Annotated in this window: 15 protein-coding genes; all 15 read right to left on the reverse strand. The window is 69.8% G+C overall.

Annotation, left to right across the window (positions count from 1 at the left end):
* A partial coding sequence (locus ACFWBF_RS30165; protein WP_385607452.1) for an SAM-dependent methyltransferase occupies positions 1-690 on the reverse strand: 690 nt, incomplete at its 3' end.
* Positions 691-819: 129 nt separating this feature from the next.
* Positions 820-1,266, reverse strand: coding sequence for a hypothetical protein (locus ACFWBF_RS30170; protein WP_385607454.1), 447 nt, complete (start codon positions 1,264-1,266; stop codon positions 820-822).
* A 110-nt stretch (positions 1,267-1,376) separates the two neighbouring features.
* Positions 1,377-2,489, reverse strand: coding sequence for a helix-turn-helix domain-containing protein (locus ACFWBF_RS30175; protein ID WP_385607456.1), 1,113 nt, complete (start codon positions 2,487-2,489; stop codon positions 1,377-1,379).
* A 167-nt stretch (positions 2,490-2,656) separates the two neighbouring features.
* A complete protein-coding gene (locus tag ACFWBF_RS30180; RefSeq protein WP_385607458.1) occupies positions 2,657-2,923 on the reverse strand; it encodes a hypothetical protein in 267 nt (88 codons plus the stop codon).
* Between the two features lie 825 nt (positions 2,924-3,748).
* Entirely contained in the window at positions 3,749-4,468 is a 720-nt protein-coding gene (locus ACFWBF_RS30185; protein WP_385607460.1) for a hypothetical protein, read from the reverse strand.
* A 1,802-nt stretch (positions 4,469-6,270) separates the two neighbouring features.
* Positions 6,271-9,546 carry a LysM peptidoglycan-binding domain-containing protein gene (locus ACFWBF_RS30190; protein WP_385607462.1) on the reverse strand — a complete coding sequence of 1,092 codons (3,276 nt, stop codon included), beginning with the start codon at positions 9,544-9,546 and terminating at the stop codon, positions 6,271-6,273.
* Positions 9,547-9,574: 28 nt separating this feature from the next.
* Positions 9,575-10,033, reverse strand: a complete 459-nt coding sequence (locus tag ACFWBF_RS30195) for a pilus assembly protein TadG-related protein (RefSeq protein ID WP_385607464.1) — start codon at positions 10,031-10,033, stop codon at positions 9,575-9,577.
* A gap of 3 nt (positions 10,034-10,036) precedes the next feature.
* A complete protein-coding gene (locus ACFWBF_RS30200; protein ID WP_385607466.1) occupies positions 10,037-10,498 on the reverse strand; it encodes a TadE/TadG family type IV pilus assembly protein in 462 nt (153 codons plus the stop codon).
* Between the two features lie 11 nt (positions 10,499-10,509).
* The gene (locus ACFWBF_RS30205; protein ID WP_385607468.1) at positions 10,510-10,953 is read right to left on the reverse strand and encodes a TadE family protein; all 444 of its coding nucleotides are present in this window, start codon (positions 10,951-10,953) and stop codon (positions 10,510-10,512) included.
* A gap of 43 nt (positions 10,954-10,996) precedes the next feature.
* Positions 10,997-11,188, reverse strand: a complete 192-nt coding sequence (locus ACFWBF_RS30210; protein WP_385607470.1) for a hypothetical protein — start codon at positions 11,186-11,188, stop codon at positions 10,997-10,999.
* Between the two features lie 19 nt (positions 11,189-11,207).
* Positions 11,208-12,089, reverse strand: a complete 882-nt coding sequence (locus ACFWBF_RS30215; protein WP_385607472.1) for a type II secretion system F family protein — start codon at positions 12,087-12,089, stop codon at positions 11,208-11,210.
* Entirely contained in the window at positions 12,089-13,006 is a 918-nt protein-coding gene (locus ACFWBF_RS30220) for a type II secretion system F family protein (RefSeq protein WP_385607506.1), read from the reverse strand. The genes ACFWBF_RS30215 and ACFWBF_RS30220 overlap by 1 nt, the downstream gene beginning before the upstream one ends.
* A gap of 11 nt (positions 13,007-13,017) precedes the next feature.
* A complete protein-coding gene (locus ACFWBF_RS30225) occupies positions 13,018-14,565 on the reverse strand; it encodes a CpaF family protein (protein WP_385607474.1) in 1,548 nt (515 codons plus the stop codon).
* On the reverse strand, positions 14,555-15,373 hold the full coding sequence (locus ACFWBF_RS30230) for a hypothetical protein (protein WP_385607476.1): 819 nt from the start codon (positions 15,371-15,373) through the stop codon (positions 14,555-14,557). The genes ACFWBF_RS30225 and ACFWBF_RS30230 overlap by 11 nt, the downstream gene beginning before the upstream one ends.
* Complete coding sequence (locus tag ACFWBF_RS30235) at positions 15,373-16,089, reverse strand: SAF domain-containing protein (RefSeq protein ID WP_385607478.1); 717 nt, start codon at positions 16,087-16,089, stop codon at positions 15,373-15,375. Before ACFWBF_RS30235 ends, ACFWBF_RS30230 begins: the two co-directional genes overlap by 1 nt.
* Between the last annotated feature and the right edge of the window lie 16 nt (positions 16,090-16,105).

Raw genomic sequence — 16,105 nt, forward strand, 5'->3', positions numbered from 1 at the left:
CCTGCCCCAGCCCGCCGTCTGCTGCAGGTATCCGCTCAGCTCCTCGGCGGCCACCTGGTCGTCGCAGACCAGGTGGCTGATGGCCAGGAAACTCCCCGATGCCAGGTGTGACAAAAGCTCCCGTACGGCCTCGGCGGGGCAGTCCGTGTCAGGGATGCAGTGCAGCACCGACACGTACAGGGCCGCGACCGGACGCTGGAAGTCGATGACGGAGGCGAGGCGTTCCTCACGTATCAGGACGGAGGGATCACGCAGGTCGCCTTGGACGACCCTGGTGTGTCCGTCGCCCTCCAGCAGCGCTTGGCCGTGCGCGACGACCAGCGGATCGCAGTCCACATAGACATACGCGATCCGCCCGCCCTCAGCGGCCTTTGCGGCGATCTGGTGAGCGGGCCGAGGGCTGGGGAACCCGCACCCCACATCCAGGAACTGGCGTACCCCCTGCCGGCCCGCCAGGTGCGTGACCGCCCGTCCCAGAAAATCACGCTGGGCGCGGGCCAAAGCCCGAACCGGCGCCCGCGCCATCGCCTGCGCGCACGCCGTGCGGTCGACGGGATAGTGATCGCGCCCGCCGAGCAAGAAGTCGTGCATCCGGGCCATGCTGGGGCGGTCGAAGTCGACGGAACCCGTGAGCAGGTAATTGCGGTCCATGAGCCCCTCACCGCCATCGGCAACCGACGTGCGCAGCATCCCACCCCGCACACACGTCGCGGACCAGCACGCCCACACCCCTGCACCGCCCGGGGCGCACGTGATATAGCCGCACGCCCCGCGCCGCCAGTACGCCCGGCGCGGACCCCCGCCACACCGGGCCGATCTTCACGCCCCCTGACCGATACAGCGCTCGACCACCCCGGCGAGCCGGGGCGGCAGACTGCGCCCGGCACTGCGCAGCCGCACCGCCACCGTGGGCTCCTCCAGCCCCATCAGATGCGCCGTCTGGCCGGCACTCAGCGCCATCCGGCAGCGCAGGACCACCACGTCGGCCTGCGCGACAGGCAGCTGCCGGTAGACCTCGTCCTCCTCAAGGGGAGCGGAGGAGTGCACGCCGTGCAGGGTGGAGTCGACCAGCCCGCCCAGCACCGCCCAGGCCACGGCCTCGGGGCGGGAACTGCTGATGACCGAGGGCCAGATCGCCGCCAGCGTGGCGAACGCGGTCCCCGCGATCCTCTCGCTGAGGTCGGCGTCGCCCACCCGGGTCAGGATGTATCGCACGTAGGCCTCACGGTGCAGCTCACAAAAGGCCGTGTACTCCATCGAGGGCATTTCAAAACCGTCAGCATGCGTCATGGAAGGCAGGCCAGAGGAGCTCAAGGGCGGACGAAGGGACGGCGGCCGCAGGCGGAACACCTCCGGACGGCCGCCCGGGGCAGAGCTCACCCCTGGCCGCCCGAGGGGCGGGGCAGGACCGGCTCATCGGGACGCTCTCCCACCGAGGGATCCCATTGGTTCAAAAATCCGTAGTGCACCGCCTCCCACAGCGGGCGCACATCTGCGGGAAGCGCTCCCACCGCTTTCACGAACGCTCCCGTCATCTCCCACGTCGGCACCAGCCGCTCCTGAAGCAGATCGACGATGTCCTGCCCATCCACACCGCTGTGCTGGGAGATCCGCTCCACGGTCGGACTGCCTGCGGCCAGGTACAAGCCCCGCAGCGCTGCGTGCAGACGAGCCTTGGCGATGTCGAACGAGGCCCGGCTGGGCGGGATACGGCCCTGCGAAAGATCCCAAAGCACAGCGAGGTCGTCCACAGGGTGCTCGAAAACCGCGGCCAGGGCCGCGACCACATCCCACCCGGGCGAGCGCTCACCCGACAGGACCCGCGACAGGTACGAGGGAGACCACCCCGTCCGCTGCGCGATGTCCTTGATGGCCATGCCGCTGCGCGAGTGCAGATGAGACAGCGCATCGGCCAGCAGGGACTGCGCCCGGCCCGGACCGTCACGCAACGGCCCTGCCTCACCTTGCCTGCCCGGGGGACCCTCCTCGGACAAGGCGCCCTTGGGAGGCGCCTTGCCCAGATGGGTGGCTGCCGTGTGCTCCCTGGCCCGCCGCTCCATCTGCCGCTGCACCTCCTGCTCGCCCCAGCGCGAACGGGCTGTGGGAATGCTGACCTGTGCCGCCTTGGCCACCGCGGCCCAGTTCTGGCCGGCCGCCTTCGCATCGCGGACCGCCGCAGCCACGTAGTAGTCGATCTCCCGCGCCAGTTCACGGGCCCGCTGCAGCAGCGCGGGCAGCTCTTCGCGGTCCTCATACTCCGCGTTCAGCAGCCCCGTCGCCATCAGCTGCAGATCTTCCGCGATGTAGCGGCCCAGAGGCAGACCCGCCCGCGGACGCGTCAGATCCACCTGCCCGTCCCGCTCGCGCTGGGCCCGGCCGCGGCATTCCGTGCCGCAGTACTCGGGCTTGCGCCCGACCCGCCCCGGAACATGGGGAATGTGCGAGCCGCACCGGCGGCACTTTCCAAACTCGCTCTCGCTCGTGACCACGTCGCGGCCACCCTTCCTGTCGTGCGGTCAGTTTCTCTGCGGGATGTACACACCCACCCCGCCGAACAAGCGGACCAATGCCCTCCGCATGTCGGGCCGGGGACGGGCCCCCGCCCGGCGGCCGGCGCGGTCTCCCGCGCGCGGCCGCCGGACAGGGCAGAAACCCCCTAAGAAGAGCTGGCCCGCTGGTAACTGACGCGAGAGCGCGACGCAGCAGACAGCAGCGTCAGCACCATCGCCACCCCCATCGGCGCCCCCCACGCGCCCGACAGGAACACGAACGGAGCCACCGTGAGCGCCACCACAGCACGCACCTCGAGCGTGACGGCCCAGGCACTACGCACCTGGCCGCCTTCACCCGGAGTGACGCTGCTGTTAGCGTCAAACCCCGACGCGGCCCCCAACAGGGCCGCGGGCAGGAAACGGTCGGACATTACAGATACCCACTTTCTGTGTCGCTGACTGAGCAGTGAGGGGCCCCGGCGTAACTGGTGGCCACCGGGCCGGGGCCTACTCGCACAACGACGCTAACGGGCGCAGACCCCCCTCATCCATCCCATCCGCCAATCGTGCAAATCATCTAGCAGTTGGTGATGAGAAACCCCGTCGGCCCCTGCCGACACGGCCGGCTGCAATTTCACCGGCCGCTCCCGAACGCCGTAAAATCAACACTAAGAAACCGTGCTTCGCCGTGATGCAGTCAGAAACGGTCAGAAAGCGATCGACCCCGCCGCTGTAATTCAGATAGTCATGCGATAGGCTTGGCAGGGTCATGCCGAAATGATCCTGGTGGTGAAAATCCTCCCGTCCGCCGGAGTCCACCCCGGCGTGTACACTCCTCCACTCCCGCAGCCACCCGCGCGCCAACAGGACCCGGCCCGCGCCCGACATGCAGCGACCGCGCGGCGAAGCCCGCGAATGCGACGGACTCGCCCGCCATCTGGCCGGAACGCCCGGCCCTATGCACCGACGATGACGGTGTGACTTTTGGGCTGTTCTGCCGCATCTTCCACGGGACGAAGCCGCTAGCAATCGATTCGCCTGGTGGCGGTGCACCCGGATCTCGCCACCGTCCAGCCGCAACTCCAGGCCTTCGGCCGCCGGCGACTCACGGTAGGAGCCAGCCCCGGGACTGCGTGGCGGGTTCGGAGTCGTGCATGGGGCTTCAGGGCAGGCCGAAGGGAGTTGTGCGTGCCGCCCGTACCCGCTCTGCCCCCTGACGCTTCGTCGGACGGGGGCACCGTCGTTTTGGGCTGGGGTCAGTAGGTGCCGTTCTCGAAGTCCAGATTGACGGGATGGCGGGGGAAGCGTGAGGTGATGTCTGTTACTGGAACGGAGTCATCAACGACGTTGACTCGCACGTCATCCAGCCAGATCTGCCCTGTGCGCTCCATGACTGCCCCGAAGTTGATGTAGGCAGCGTTCTCAGGAATGTCCAGCGCAATACTGTATCTGCGCCAACCTACGCTTCCGGCGATGCGGCGTTCCGGATTCTGCATGTTGTCGAAAGCGAGAGTGTGATCGTGAGCGTCGTCCACTCTCATCCAGACGCCGGCCCAGCCGACTACGTCCCGAGCCTTCACCATCGCCGTCACCTGGAGCCGCGTGCCTCGATAGTCATCCGCCTTGATCGTCTGCACCAGCCCGGCGTAGCCAGCGGGGTTCTCGTGGCGGGAGCGGATGTAAGCGCTGGCCCTGCCTACAGAGAACACTTCCAAGTCCAAGCCGACCTCGTAGTCCTCGGGCACCGATCCCGAGACGCTCCACCCTTTCGGTGTGGTGTCCTGGGGGGCGACGGACGGCCGGCGCACATCTATCTCAGCAAGAATCTTGGTGGTCTCTGCCCGGGTCCGATCTGCTTCGGCCTCGAACTTCCGCGCTTCCGCAAGTGCCTTGGGCCGAGTCGTCCAGTAGGTAGTGAGTACGACGGCGACTCCGCCCACTATCGGACCGATGAGTCCTAACAGTGCTGTCCCCATGAGCCCCCCAGAGGTGTGGCTTCCGTCACAGCGCCAAAGCGAGGATACGGCCGTGCGGGGGACAGCGCGTGGGATGTGGAAAATCTACACCGGTGACGTCCGCCCCGGACCCCTGCCTGATGACCAGGAACAGCACCCAAGCTCATCGCCGCCAAAGCCATGCACCTGATCAAGAGACAGCGAACGCTCGCGGCGGACGCCCGTGCGACGTGCGCATACGCACTCCCGCTCGGCGCCGACGCAGAGATCGGCACCCGCCCCGACTGGGAACCCGTCCGAGCCGTGCTGTGCAGTTCGGAGTCCGACGGCCGACTCCCGTATCCGCGGGCTGGGAAGGAGCTCGTCTCTCTATTGCGGGGCGTCAGGGGTGGTGAGGTTTTGCAGGCGCTGGCAGACTTCTTCGGGTTGAATGTGGCTGAGCCACTCGCTGAGGCCGGCAGCCATGACCAAGGGTCCACGCCAAGTAGTGGCCGACGAGTACTGGCGTCGGGCGGTGAGCGGCACGATGTGACCGGTGACCGATCCGCTGGTGACCGGTCACGCGCATGGCTCAGCAGCGGATCGGTCACGCGTGACTGATCCAGGCCTGGGCGGACTGGTGACCGATCGGCGGCCCCTGGGTCACCGGTCACGACCGATCATCATCGGCCTCGCTGCGCCGGCGGCAAGGCCAGCGGCACGTGTCGCGGGTGTCCCCGAGGTCAGTCACATGCGATCTCATGGTGGCGGGTCGGGGGATCGGTGAGTTGCGGCTGGTGACCGGTCACTGCGCACCGTGTGCCAGGATCGGTCACCAGTGGAGGCGTAACCGAGCAGCCCCCAGATGAAGGGTCGGTCACCGGTGACGACCGATTCTCTCTGACCGGTACCCGGCTTCCCACGCAACGCCACCCGGGCTCGATGTCCGGGGTGCCTCCGCTGTCAGCCGTGTCTGATCCCCTCGGCGCCTGTTGACTGATGCCGCCATCGGTCAACAGGCGGACGGTGACGGATCTGGGTCTTGCCGGCTGGTGACCGATCGCTACGTCACCGGTCATCGCTTGTGATCGATACGAGGGGCCGCCTACGGGTGACCGGTGAGTTCCGTGGCGACGGCTGGTGAGCTCGGCTACCCGGTGACCGGTGACCGGTGAGCTTGCGGCGCTGTTGGCTGGGGGTGGGTGGCCGGTTGGCGGGGAGCCGCCTTGCACCGCGGATCGATGCGGGCGTGGATTCCCCGGTGTCGGCAGGGGCGATTTCCAACCGCACGTCGGCTAGATCGTTTGCAGCCTCCGGTCGTGGATAGTCAAGAGAGCGATGTCGGAGGGGCGTTTCGGATCGATTCGGATGGTGTGGTGGTGGTCTTGTCGTGGCCGGGGGAGGGTGAGGAGCGGCGGCGGATGGTGGGAGCCGCAGTCGGCGGACCGGCGGATACCGGGATTTACCGTCGGCGCGCTCACTTTCACGTCCCTGGGGGCGGTGGCCCGGAGGGCCTGCCGGTGAACCTGACTGGGGGTGGGTGCTGGCTTCGTACTGGTGTCAGATGGAACTTTCGTACGGCTTCTATAGACCCGTGGTCGTGACCGGTCCGCAATTCGCCGTTCTGGAGGAAGCTCTGGCGGGGGAAGTCTCCGCGGTGTGTGCGGCGGTGGCGGGCATCCGTGCGGAGTGGGCTTCACGGCGGCCTGCTGGTGAGTCGCAGGCGCGTGCAGGGCTGCTGGGCGCCGCCCGGCACGCGACTGCCGCTCTCGCCTGATCGGGGTTGCCTGGAACGCGGCGGGGCCTGCAGGCCGGCCCTGCCGCGTTCGATTTGTGTCTGGCCGTCAGCTTGTGATGCGCTGGGCGATCAGTGAAGGGTTCTGTGACAGGACCCGGTTGATGGTTTCCTTCGTCGCGTCGTCGAGGCTGATGTCGTACGTCCGTGCCATTTGCTGGAGCCGCGAGATGGTTTTGCGGACCGAGGTGTGGTTGTCGGTGGTCCATTCGATGTGGAGGAGGTCGCGGTAGAGGACCTCGGAGGTCTCCTCCACGTCCAGGCCCTGCGAGACGACCTGTCGGGCGGCGTCGTGGTCGGGGGATTCGCCGTCGGTGTGCCAACGGGCCAGAGTGTGGGCGGTGTCGGTAATCCGGGACAGGACCTCCTGGATGATCGGGTCGGCCCAGGGCAGCGTCCGCCCCGCGAACGGCTTGCCGCGCACGAGTGCCATTGCGGCCTCCAAGTGTGCGGTCCCGGCACCCGGTCCTGCGGCCAGCCCTCGGGCGGCGAGAGCCTTGAACTGGGCCCAGTCGGAGGTGACCGACGGATGGAACGCATACCCGGTACCGCTCTTGGGTCGGGGGAGCAACGGCTGCCCGTCCTCAGTGGTCCCCAGGCCCGAGCGCAGCTCCGAGAGGCGGGACTGCAGGGTGCGCGGACTCCACGGGTTGACCGGGTCCATCGCCTGGCACAGGTAATCGACCGTGCGCCCGGGGCGCAGGTGGATGAGGGCTGCGAGGGCGGTGGTGCGGGGGGCGTGCGCGCAATGCACGCCGTTGATTCGCAAGGGTCCAAGGATCTCGACACAGACCCCGGACCCGGGCGTCTCGCTGTCCGCTGGGCCCGCGGCTTGTCGCGGCACAGCCGCCTGGCTGCCCTGGTAAGACTTCTGCGGTTCCTCGCCGGACGCCACGGGTTCCTCAGCAGAGGTGTCGGCCACAGAGGGGGCTGGGGGAGTGGTGGGTTCGGTGGTGAGGCCGGCGAGGAGGGCTGGGAAAGGGTTGCCGGGGTCTTGGGCGTCTTGGCTGGTGACGCGAAGGGTCAGGGGCTGCCCGGTGGCGGCCGGCTGCTGGTGGCTCTCGGTGAACCCCCATGCCCCGGTAGCCGGTGCAGGGTCCTGGGTGGAAACCTCCAGAGCGTGGATGTACTGCCGGTACTGCTCGTCGGTGACGCGCTGGAGTGCCATCGGCAGCCCAAGCGCATCGAGGTGGGCGTCTTGGTCGCGGGTCGCATCGAGGATCTCGGCGTGGGGGAAAGCGCGTCGGGTTGCGGGGGTGGCCGGCAGGACGACGGCGGTCTGCAGCCTCCTGCCGGCGGTGAGGGCGTCGGCGAGCTGGGTGAGCTGCTCCTGGTCGTACTCCCCTGCTGCGATCAGCAGCCAGGGCAGGACCTGTTCGCCGCTCTGGTGGGCTTCGAGGAGGAGCGCGCCGAGGTCGGCCGCGACGGCGGGCAGGTGGGGCATCGTACGGACCCGGCCCTGTGGCAGCAGCCCGGCCAGGCGGGTGCCGAGCCCGGCGGTCAGGATCTCGCTGTAGTCGGTCCACTTGCAGGTCCCCAGCTCCAGCGCCAGAGCACGGGCAACTTCGAGGACCTCGTCGGGGGTGCCGTCCAGGAGCAGGACACGGCAGGTCATGAGGTCAGCCAGGAGCAGGCCCTCGGCAGTGCCACCCAGGGTGACCAGCCCGGGATACGGAGCCTCGACGTCCTGCAGGTCTTCCGCAGCCACCAAGACCGCCTGACGGTCCAGGGCCCAGGTGAGGGCGTCGGGGCCGGCGATGAACGGGGCGATCGACTCGGCGGGTTCGTCCAGCAGCAATGTGACACTGCCAGCCGCGAGGTGGACGCCGCGCAGCGCGGGGAGGGTGCGACCGTCCCGGTCGGCGCGGTGGGCCAGGGTCCGCAGGATCTGGTCCAGGAGCTCGACGTTGGCCGCTTCGGCGGCACCGAGGAGCTGTTCGAGGGTGGTGGGGTCGCTGTCCTGGGCGATGGTCTGGCCCGCGCGGCGCCGGCGCTGCTGCAGGACCCGTCGCACCCCCAGAGCACCGGCGAGCGAGGCTGCGAGCAGCGTCCCGATCCCGGCGACCATCGCCCAGTTGACGCTGCTCGCGGTGGCGCCGGCCCGCGGGGCGGCCGTCGTGGGGGCGTTGGCCGGGTTCGGTACGGGTGCGGGCGTGGGCTGCTGCGGGAGCGGGGCCGGCGACGCCGGCTTGGTCGGAGCGGGAGTGTGGGCTGGGGCCGTGGACGGTGTGGGGATCGGCGGCGTGACGGCGGGGGGAGCCGGGGCCAGGGTCACGATCGTCTCCCCGGGCTGGGACTGTGCTGGGGTGGGGGAGGCCGGGGCAGGTTCGGGTGCCTGCGCGGTGCCGCCAGCTTGGGGAAGGGTGAGCTGCTGCCCGGGGTAGATGAGATCGGGATTGGTGAAGGAGCTGCCATCGGGCATCGGCTTGCCCTGGTTGAGGTTGAAGATCTCCTGAAACCGGTCCGCGTCCCCGAGCTGCTCGTCCGCGATCAGGGAGAGGCTGTCACCCTCCCGTACTCGGTACTCGCTGTGCCCGTTCGCGGTTACGGGGGTGAGGCCGTCGTGGGCCTGGGGCTCTGCGGATGGCGCGGTGACGGCGTCGGTGGGCAGGGTGAGGGTCCATCCGGGCTGGATGGGCCGATCGGCGTGGAAGGTGTTGCCGTCGGCCATGGTGCGGCCCTCGTTGAGGGCGGCGATGTCGGTCCAGCGCTCGCCGTCACCCAGGGTCTGCTCGGCGATCGACCACAGGCTCTCAGCCGGCCGGACATCGCGCACCGTGTGCGTCACCGATCCTGTCCTGGCCTGCTCACCGGCTGATGCGGCGCCAGTGTCGGCGGTGCTCCCGGCCGGGGTGCCGGGAATGGCGGTCGCGCTCACGTTCAGCGCCGACGCGGAGGCCGGTGCCGCAGCGGCCGGTGCGGCGAGGGCGGTTCCGGTGGGCAGGGCGAGCAGGATGGCGCCGACGAGGGCAGCGGCGGCCCGCTGCCCGACCAGGCCCCGGATCTGCGGGGCTGCGCGGCCGCGCAACTGGGCGGGGATTTCCAGCAGGACCGCGCACGCGAACAGCGTCCACCCTGCCCAGCCGACGGCGGCGAGGGCGAGGAGGAAGACCTGGCCGGAGTCGTCGGTGGACAGCAAGGAGCCCAGGGCGGCGAGTGCGGGCGGCCCGACGAGGGCGGTGGCCCACCACAGCAGCACGGGCAGGGCGCCGAGCAGTGCGAGCAGGACGGCCAGGCTGACCAGACCGCGCAGCAGGGCGGCCGCGGTACGCACCCCGCTTGCCCGGTGCGGGCCGAGCGGCTTGCGGGTGGTGGGCTTGGGCATGGAACGGGCCCCTTCTTGAGCGGGTTCGCTATTCGGGCTGGGTGACGCCGTGCAGAAGGCGGGCGGTGCCGTGCCCGGTGACCTCCATCGAGCCGACCCCCACGATCGACAAAAACTTCGTCGCGTACGCGCCGCGGACCGTCACGGTGAGCTGGGTACGGTCCGCAGACAGGGAGGTCGAGCCTTGGCTGCCAGCCCGAGCGAGGTAGGCCTGGGCGGCTGCCTGCGCGGCCTCGGGGTCGACTTGGATCCCCACTCCGTTGACGGCGGAGGCGGGGTCGATGGCCTGGCCGGCGGCGCGGGCGGCTTCCATCGCGAGCGCGTCTGCGCGTTCGGTGGCGCGGAGCTTGCCGCCGCCGTCGATGGCCAGGCCGATGATGCCCAGCAGCGCGATGGTGACGATCGCGGTGTAGATCGCGATCCCGCCTGCGTCACCACCGGGCCTTCTCCCGGCTGGGGCCGATGCTGGTGGGGGTGTGTCGGGCATGGGTTACCCCTCCCGGGATCGGAACGCGTCGACTACGGACGTGAACTGACTTGTCATCGTCCGGGACCCAGGAACTCCAGGGAGCAGCAGGTCGGACAGCGGCACCGTGCACGAGATCGTCACCGTGACCGTGCCGACTTGTCCGAGTGGAACGGTGAGGCCGGCCGTATCGGCGGTGACGCTGGTGGAGGCGCAGCGGATGCCCTGGTCGTTCAGCGACCGGGCGGCCGCTTTGGAGGCTTCGGCCTCGGCGCCAGTGGCGGTGCGGGAGATGGAGGCGGCGCGGGCCGCGTCCTCGGCCGCGGCGTCGATCTTCGCCCCGGAGGTGACGATGCGCCCGCCGGCGATCGCCATGCACAGCAGCATCAGCATCAGCGGCGTGACGATCGCGGCCACGATCGCCTCACTGCCCCGGTCCTCCCGCAACCGTGCCCGCCAGCCGCCTCGCCCCTCGCCCTGCTTCATGCACCGTGTGCTCATGGGGCCTGCACCCACCGCTCGCGGGGCGCGCCAGCCGACTGCGACACGCTCAACCCCGCGATCCCGGGGATTAGCGACGGAGCGAGACCGCTCACGGTCACCTGCACCTCGCCGACGGTGCTCCCGGAAGTGCTTACCGTGCTTTGGGCCAGGCTGGTGCCTGCGATCCTGTCCAGAGTCTCGCGGGCCCGGGCGGCTCCCGCGCCGTCAGGCGCCTGGTAGGTCCGCGCCGCGGCGACGCCTTCGCGGGCCGCGGTCAGCGCGATGTTGCGGGCGTAGACCCACATCGAGGCCTGCACCACCGCGATGGTGACCAGGATGACGAACGGGAAGACGATCACCATCTGGATGGACGACTCTCCCCGATCGCCCCAGTACCTGCCCGTGCCCGTGAGGTTGGGCGCGGCCGGCACCGGTACGGACCCCTCGTGCTGCGGCATGCTCTCCCCGCCTCCCCTGTCGCCTGCTGTCGTATCTCGCGGGTCAGATGCCGGCGAGCCTGGCGTTGTAACGGGTGATGAGGAGCGCGATGCCGCCCGCGATGGTGATGGCGCCGGCGACGGCGGCGACCCAGATGATGATCGTGGTGATCGAGATGTCCCCCCGGTCATCGGCACCGCCCTGTTCGATGCGGGACTTCAGCCACTGGGACGCGCGGATATAGGCCTTGGTCATGACGACTCCTTGCTGTGGGTTAGGTGTTGAGCATGCGGATGATGGCGGGGAAGGCGATCAGGAGCATCACCAGGACGGCAAGGAGCGCGCCAGGGGCGGTCATCTTCTCGCTGTCGGCGTTGGCGGCCGCAGCCTGAGCCGCCAAGAGCTCGGTGCGAAGGTTCTTCGCTCGGGAACGGAGCGTGGAGTACACGGAGGCACCGTCGTCGGCGGACTGCCGCATGATCGCTGCCAGATCGTCGAGGACGGGCAGGTCGAGTTCTGCGGTCAGGCGGGCCAGCGACTCCCAGTGCGCGACCTTGTCGACGTGCGAGCAGGCGAGCGCGCCCTGGATCCGCTGGAATGCCCACCCGACACCGACTTGCGCGGCCTGTTCCATGGCTTGTTCGGCGGACACGTTGTTGGCGCGGCGCAGCGCGACGAGGTCGAGGTAGGCGGCCATGGCGTGCGCGAACTCCGCCCTCGCCCGGCGTGCTTTGTCGCGCAGGGCCAGGTCGGGGGTGAACCACAGGACGAGCGCTGCCAGGAGTCCCACAATCGCGGGCAGGTACAGGGGCAGGCCCAGCAGCAGGAGCGGGATCGTGGACAGGGGCGGCAGCAGCAGCCCGCCGGCCGCCAGAGCGGCCTTCGTCAGGAGGAACCGGGCCGGGGTGGTGCCGGTCAGCGCGAGATCCTTGTACGGGATCCGAACGCCCGGCGCGTCGGCGAGGTGCTCGAGAAGCCACCGCCCCCACAGTTCGTCCCGGTCCACGCCCTCAGCCTCGGTGCGCGCGGGCGCAGGAGGCTGGTTTAGACGGTCCAGGGCGGGGCCGAGCGCGGGGGCAGGCCGCAGGACTTCGCGGACCAGAAGGGCAATGCCGGCGCCGATCACTGCCCCGGACAGGAGCGCGGCAACGGGCATCACCGGGTCACCTCCACATTCTCGTGACCAGTCACGTCGACCACGGGGGTGGGCGTGACGGCGCTACGCGGGTCGCAGATCAGGAAGCGGGGGACGGGTTTTGTGTCGGCGATCTGTCGCATCAGGGCGAGGACTCCGACGAAGCCGGCCGACAGGACACCGAGGACGAGCTGTCCGAGGAGCGTGCCGTAGGGGGCGGTGTAGGAGGGGATGAGGAAGCCGGCGGCGACGACACCGAGGGTGATGATCGTCATCCACCGCATCGTGGTCCGCGGCTTGGCCCGGTCCGCCTCGATCACCCTGCGCCGGGCCACCTCTTCATGTACCGACACCGCGAGATCATCCAGGGCCTGCGCGAGGCCCGGCCCACGGTCGGCGGCCGACAGCACGAGCGCGGCCACGACCTTGTCGGCCGTAACGTCGTTCAGGGCGTCACCGAACACGCGCAGCGCATCGACGGGCCGCCATCCGACCTGCAGCCGGTCCACCAGGTCACCGACCTCAGCGGCGACGTCCTCAGGGCAGCCCTTTCGGGAGATCTGCAGCGCTTCGTCCAGGCCGCGCCCTAGGCGCAGCGTCCCGGCCAGACGCTGCGTCCAGTCGCCCAGCGCCTCCAATTTTCCGATCCGTGCGCCCGCGGATTTCGTCGGTGCCAGCAGCCAGGGAACTCCGGCCACGGCCAGGAACAGCATGGCCCCCGCGATGAACACCCCGCTCACCAGCCACAGCAGCATCCCGCCCAGGGCGGCGGCGGCCAGCCGCGTGCGGCGGCCCATCCGCGCGTCCCGGCTTGCCAGAGCACGCCCGGCACGCAACCGTGCCGTCAGCCCCGGCCCCTTCGGGGCGGTGGTGCCCACGACCCCCGCGGCCAGGCCCACCAGGCCGCCCGCGAGCGCGAGGCCGGCCAGGACCCACATCAGCAGCACGGTCACAGCCCGCCCTCCCTGACCAGCAGCGGAAGCCCGGCCGTCCAGGCCCCGGCAGGATCCATGAGCAGCGCGCCGTCGAAGCCTGCGCGCCGCAGGTCGTTGATGCAGCGCGGTTGCATGAGCGGCACCGCCCGGTGCTCACCCCACTCCGGGCGCGGCCCGAAGATGGCGTTGGTCTCCGGCCGTCCCCCTTCCCCGATGCCGGTGACCTCGAGGATGTGGGAGATGAACCGGTGGCGGTGCCCACCGATGGTCGTCTCATCGATGGAGGAGACGAAAACGATGAAGTGCAGCCCGTTCGCCGTCTGCCGGTAAGCCAGGCCCTCGCTCATGTTGGCCTGCGCCAGAAGGTAGAGCTCGGCGATCCGGTCGAAGACGACGGACGGGTGGATGGCGTGCAGGGTGGACAAGTTGCCGCCCATTCCGTTCGTCATCGCCTGCAGCATCGCCACGATCTCCGGGCCTCGGACCTCACCGACCACGATCCGCGTGAGCGTCATGCGCAGCGCCCGGAACATAAGATCCATGAGCGTGATCTCGCCGGCGGCCTGCCCGGCGACGATCTCGCCGTTGGACTCGCGCGCCTCCATCGGCACGACCTGCCGGTGATAGCTGTTCTCGTGCGCGAAAAGCTCGAACTCGCTCTCCAGCGTCGCGAACCGCTCGTCCGGGTCGATCTCCTTCAGCAGAGCGCGCAGCAGCGTCGTCTTCCCGGCCGCCTGGCCGCCCACGACCATGACGTTCTTCCTCGCGCGCACGCATGCGCGCAGGAACTGCTCCAGGGTGGAGTCGAGCATGCCCAGGTTCACGAGGTCGGGCAGCGTCGCATGGCGCATGCTGTGCCGGCGGATCGTCACATAGGTACCGGGGGTGACCGTGGTGATCGCCTGCAGACGAGATCCGTCCGACAGGCGCAGCGCCAGGAACGGATCCGCGGTCGACAGGCTCCTCTCGTTCTGCCCGGTCGTACGTCGCGCCAGGTCGTGCAGGAGCTCGCGCAGCTCCTCATCGGAGTCGGCCACCGGTGCCACCTGGATCCGGCGCCCGTCGCTGAAGTCCAGCCAGGTCTGCGCGTATCCGTTGATGAAGATGTTCTCCACCAGCGGGTTGTCCAGGTGCTGCTGGAGGCGCCCGGCCCGGAACTGCAAGTCGAACACGGCCTGCGCGATCGCCGCATCCTCACCCGCGCCCGTGGCTGACCCGCGCTTGACAGCCTCGGCATCCGACCACACCGCCACCTGCTCATTGATCAGATGGCGGCCCTGCTGCTCCTGCGCCGCCGGGCTCAGGCCCGGGCGCGTGCGCAGCAGGTCACTGAGTCGGTCACCGACCTCCCTCTTGATCAGGCGCACGGCTGCGTAGTCCACCACCACAGGCACGGATGGTGCTGCAGTGGCTGTGGGAACGCTCGACAGGGCGCTGCGGGGATCAATGGGTCCCGCACCATTCGGCGCTGGGTGCGCAGAGGGGGCGCGGGGGCCGGCCAGGCGGGCGTGCAGCGAACCGGCCGCGAGCTGGGGGTCGTTGTGGAGCGGGTTAGCGCGCACCGTTCACCGCCCATCCACCAGAACCAACGGGAGGAGGCGCCAGGCGCGAGCGCCGGATCGCCACCAGTTCCTGCAGGCGCACTGCGGCAGAGCGCGCGGAGCGCATCAGGGGGCCGGACTCGAACCTGCGGGGTTGTTCCGCCCCGTCGGAGAGCACGGCGGCTTCGTTGGGCCGCCACGGCATCACCGCCGTCACCGTGACGTCGAGGTGCTTGCGGACCTCTTCCTTGGAGAACGGCCCCTCGTCCACCATCAGCAGTCCGATGTCGGCGCTGGCGCCGAGCTGCTCACGCAAGGAGGCCAGGCGCACCTGGGCCTGCTGAAGGCTCCGCAAAGTGTTGCGGGCCACGACCACCACGACATCGGCCTGCTGCGCCAGCACTGCCGACGCCCCCACCATTCCGCGACGTCCCAGATCGACGAGCACGTCGTGCTGGTGTGCCTCGATCCCAGCGAACAGGGAGGCCAGCGGCTTCCATACAGGCTCCATCGCGGACGCGTGGGCGGGATCGTAGAGACCGGGCAGTACCAACCGGTCACGGCTGCCGGCCTCGGTCACATCCACCAACTGACGCCAGAACGCCTCCGCGAGCTGTCCCTGCCGCGCGGCCAGAGCCAGATTCCGCAGCCCATGAGTGCTGCCCACGGTGCCCTGCAGGGCGCCGGGCAAAACCGCGCCGCCGTCGGGGTCGGCTTCCGCCAGGACCACCCGATGCCCTTCCGCCAGCGGCCACGCAATCAGAAGCGCCATCGCCGTCGTGGTCACCCCCGGAGCACCCAACCCGCCGGCCAGCGCGATGACGGCCATCAGCTGCCCTCCTGGGGAGCGAGGATCAGCGCGACCGCACCGGTAGCCACCCGCGCCGCCAGCTCCGGGCCCTCAGCCACAGGCACCGCCACATCCACCACCACACCCGTCGCCGGAGCGGCCACCCCCACCGCCACCACCGTCGCGGCCACCGTCTTCGGCCCGGCAGGCTCTGCCGCCTTGCCCCCGGCCACAGCCGCCGCAGCCTGGTTGGGATCAGGCGTCGACACGATCAGAACCTTCTGCCCCGGCGCCAGCCGGCTCGCCGGCAGCTGCGAGGTCTTCAGCGCCACACCGACTAACTGCTCACCCGCCTTGATCAGCGACACCGAGGTGACCTGACCGGGGGACAGCAGCGAACCTGCCGTCAACGCGACCGCGGCCCGCTGCCCCACCACACCGGCCTTCCTTGCGACAGGAACTGCCTTCACGGCCGGATCCAAGGCGAGCGAAGCGGGCGCGAGGTCCGCATCCGTGATCGCCGCCCCCACCGGGACGTCACGGGTTACCACCAGAACGGCGGTGCGCTGCCCGGATGCGGTGAACAGCAACGCCCCGGACAGACCGCCGGCCGCGATCAGCGCGACGGACAGGGCGATCAGCCCTGGCCTGCGTCGCCGTTGGCGCACGATGCGCGGCGCGGCGGCCGGCTGCGCCCCCGGACCGCCGGGACCGGGAACGGAGCGGCCTGGCGCGGGTGAGGTGGTGGTACTCACGTGCTGTGCCTCCAAA

Source organism: Streptomyces sp. NPDC060028, assembly GCF_042736725.1.
Classification (GTDB): domain Bacteria; phylum Actinomycetota; class Actinomycetes; order Streptomycetales; family Streptomycetaceae; genus Streptomyces.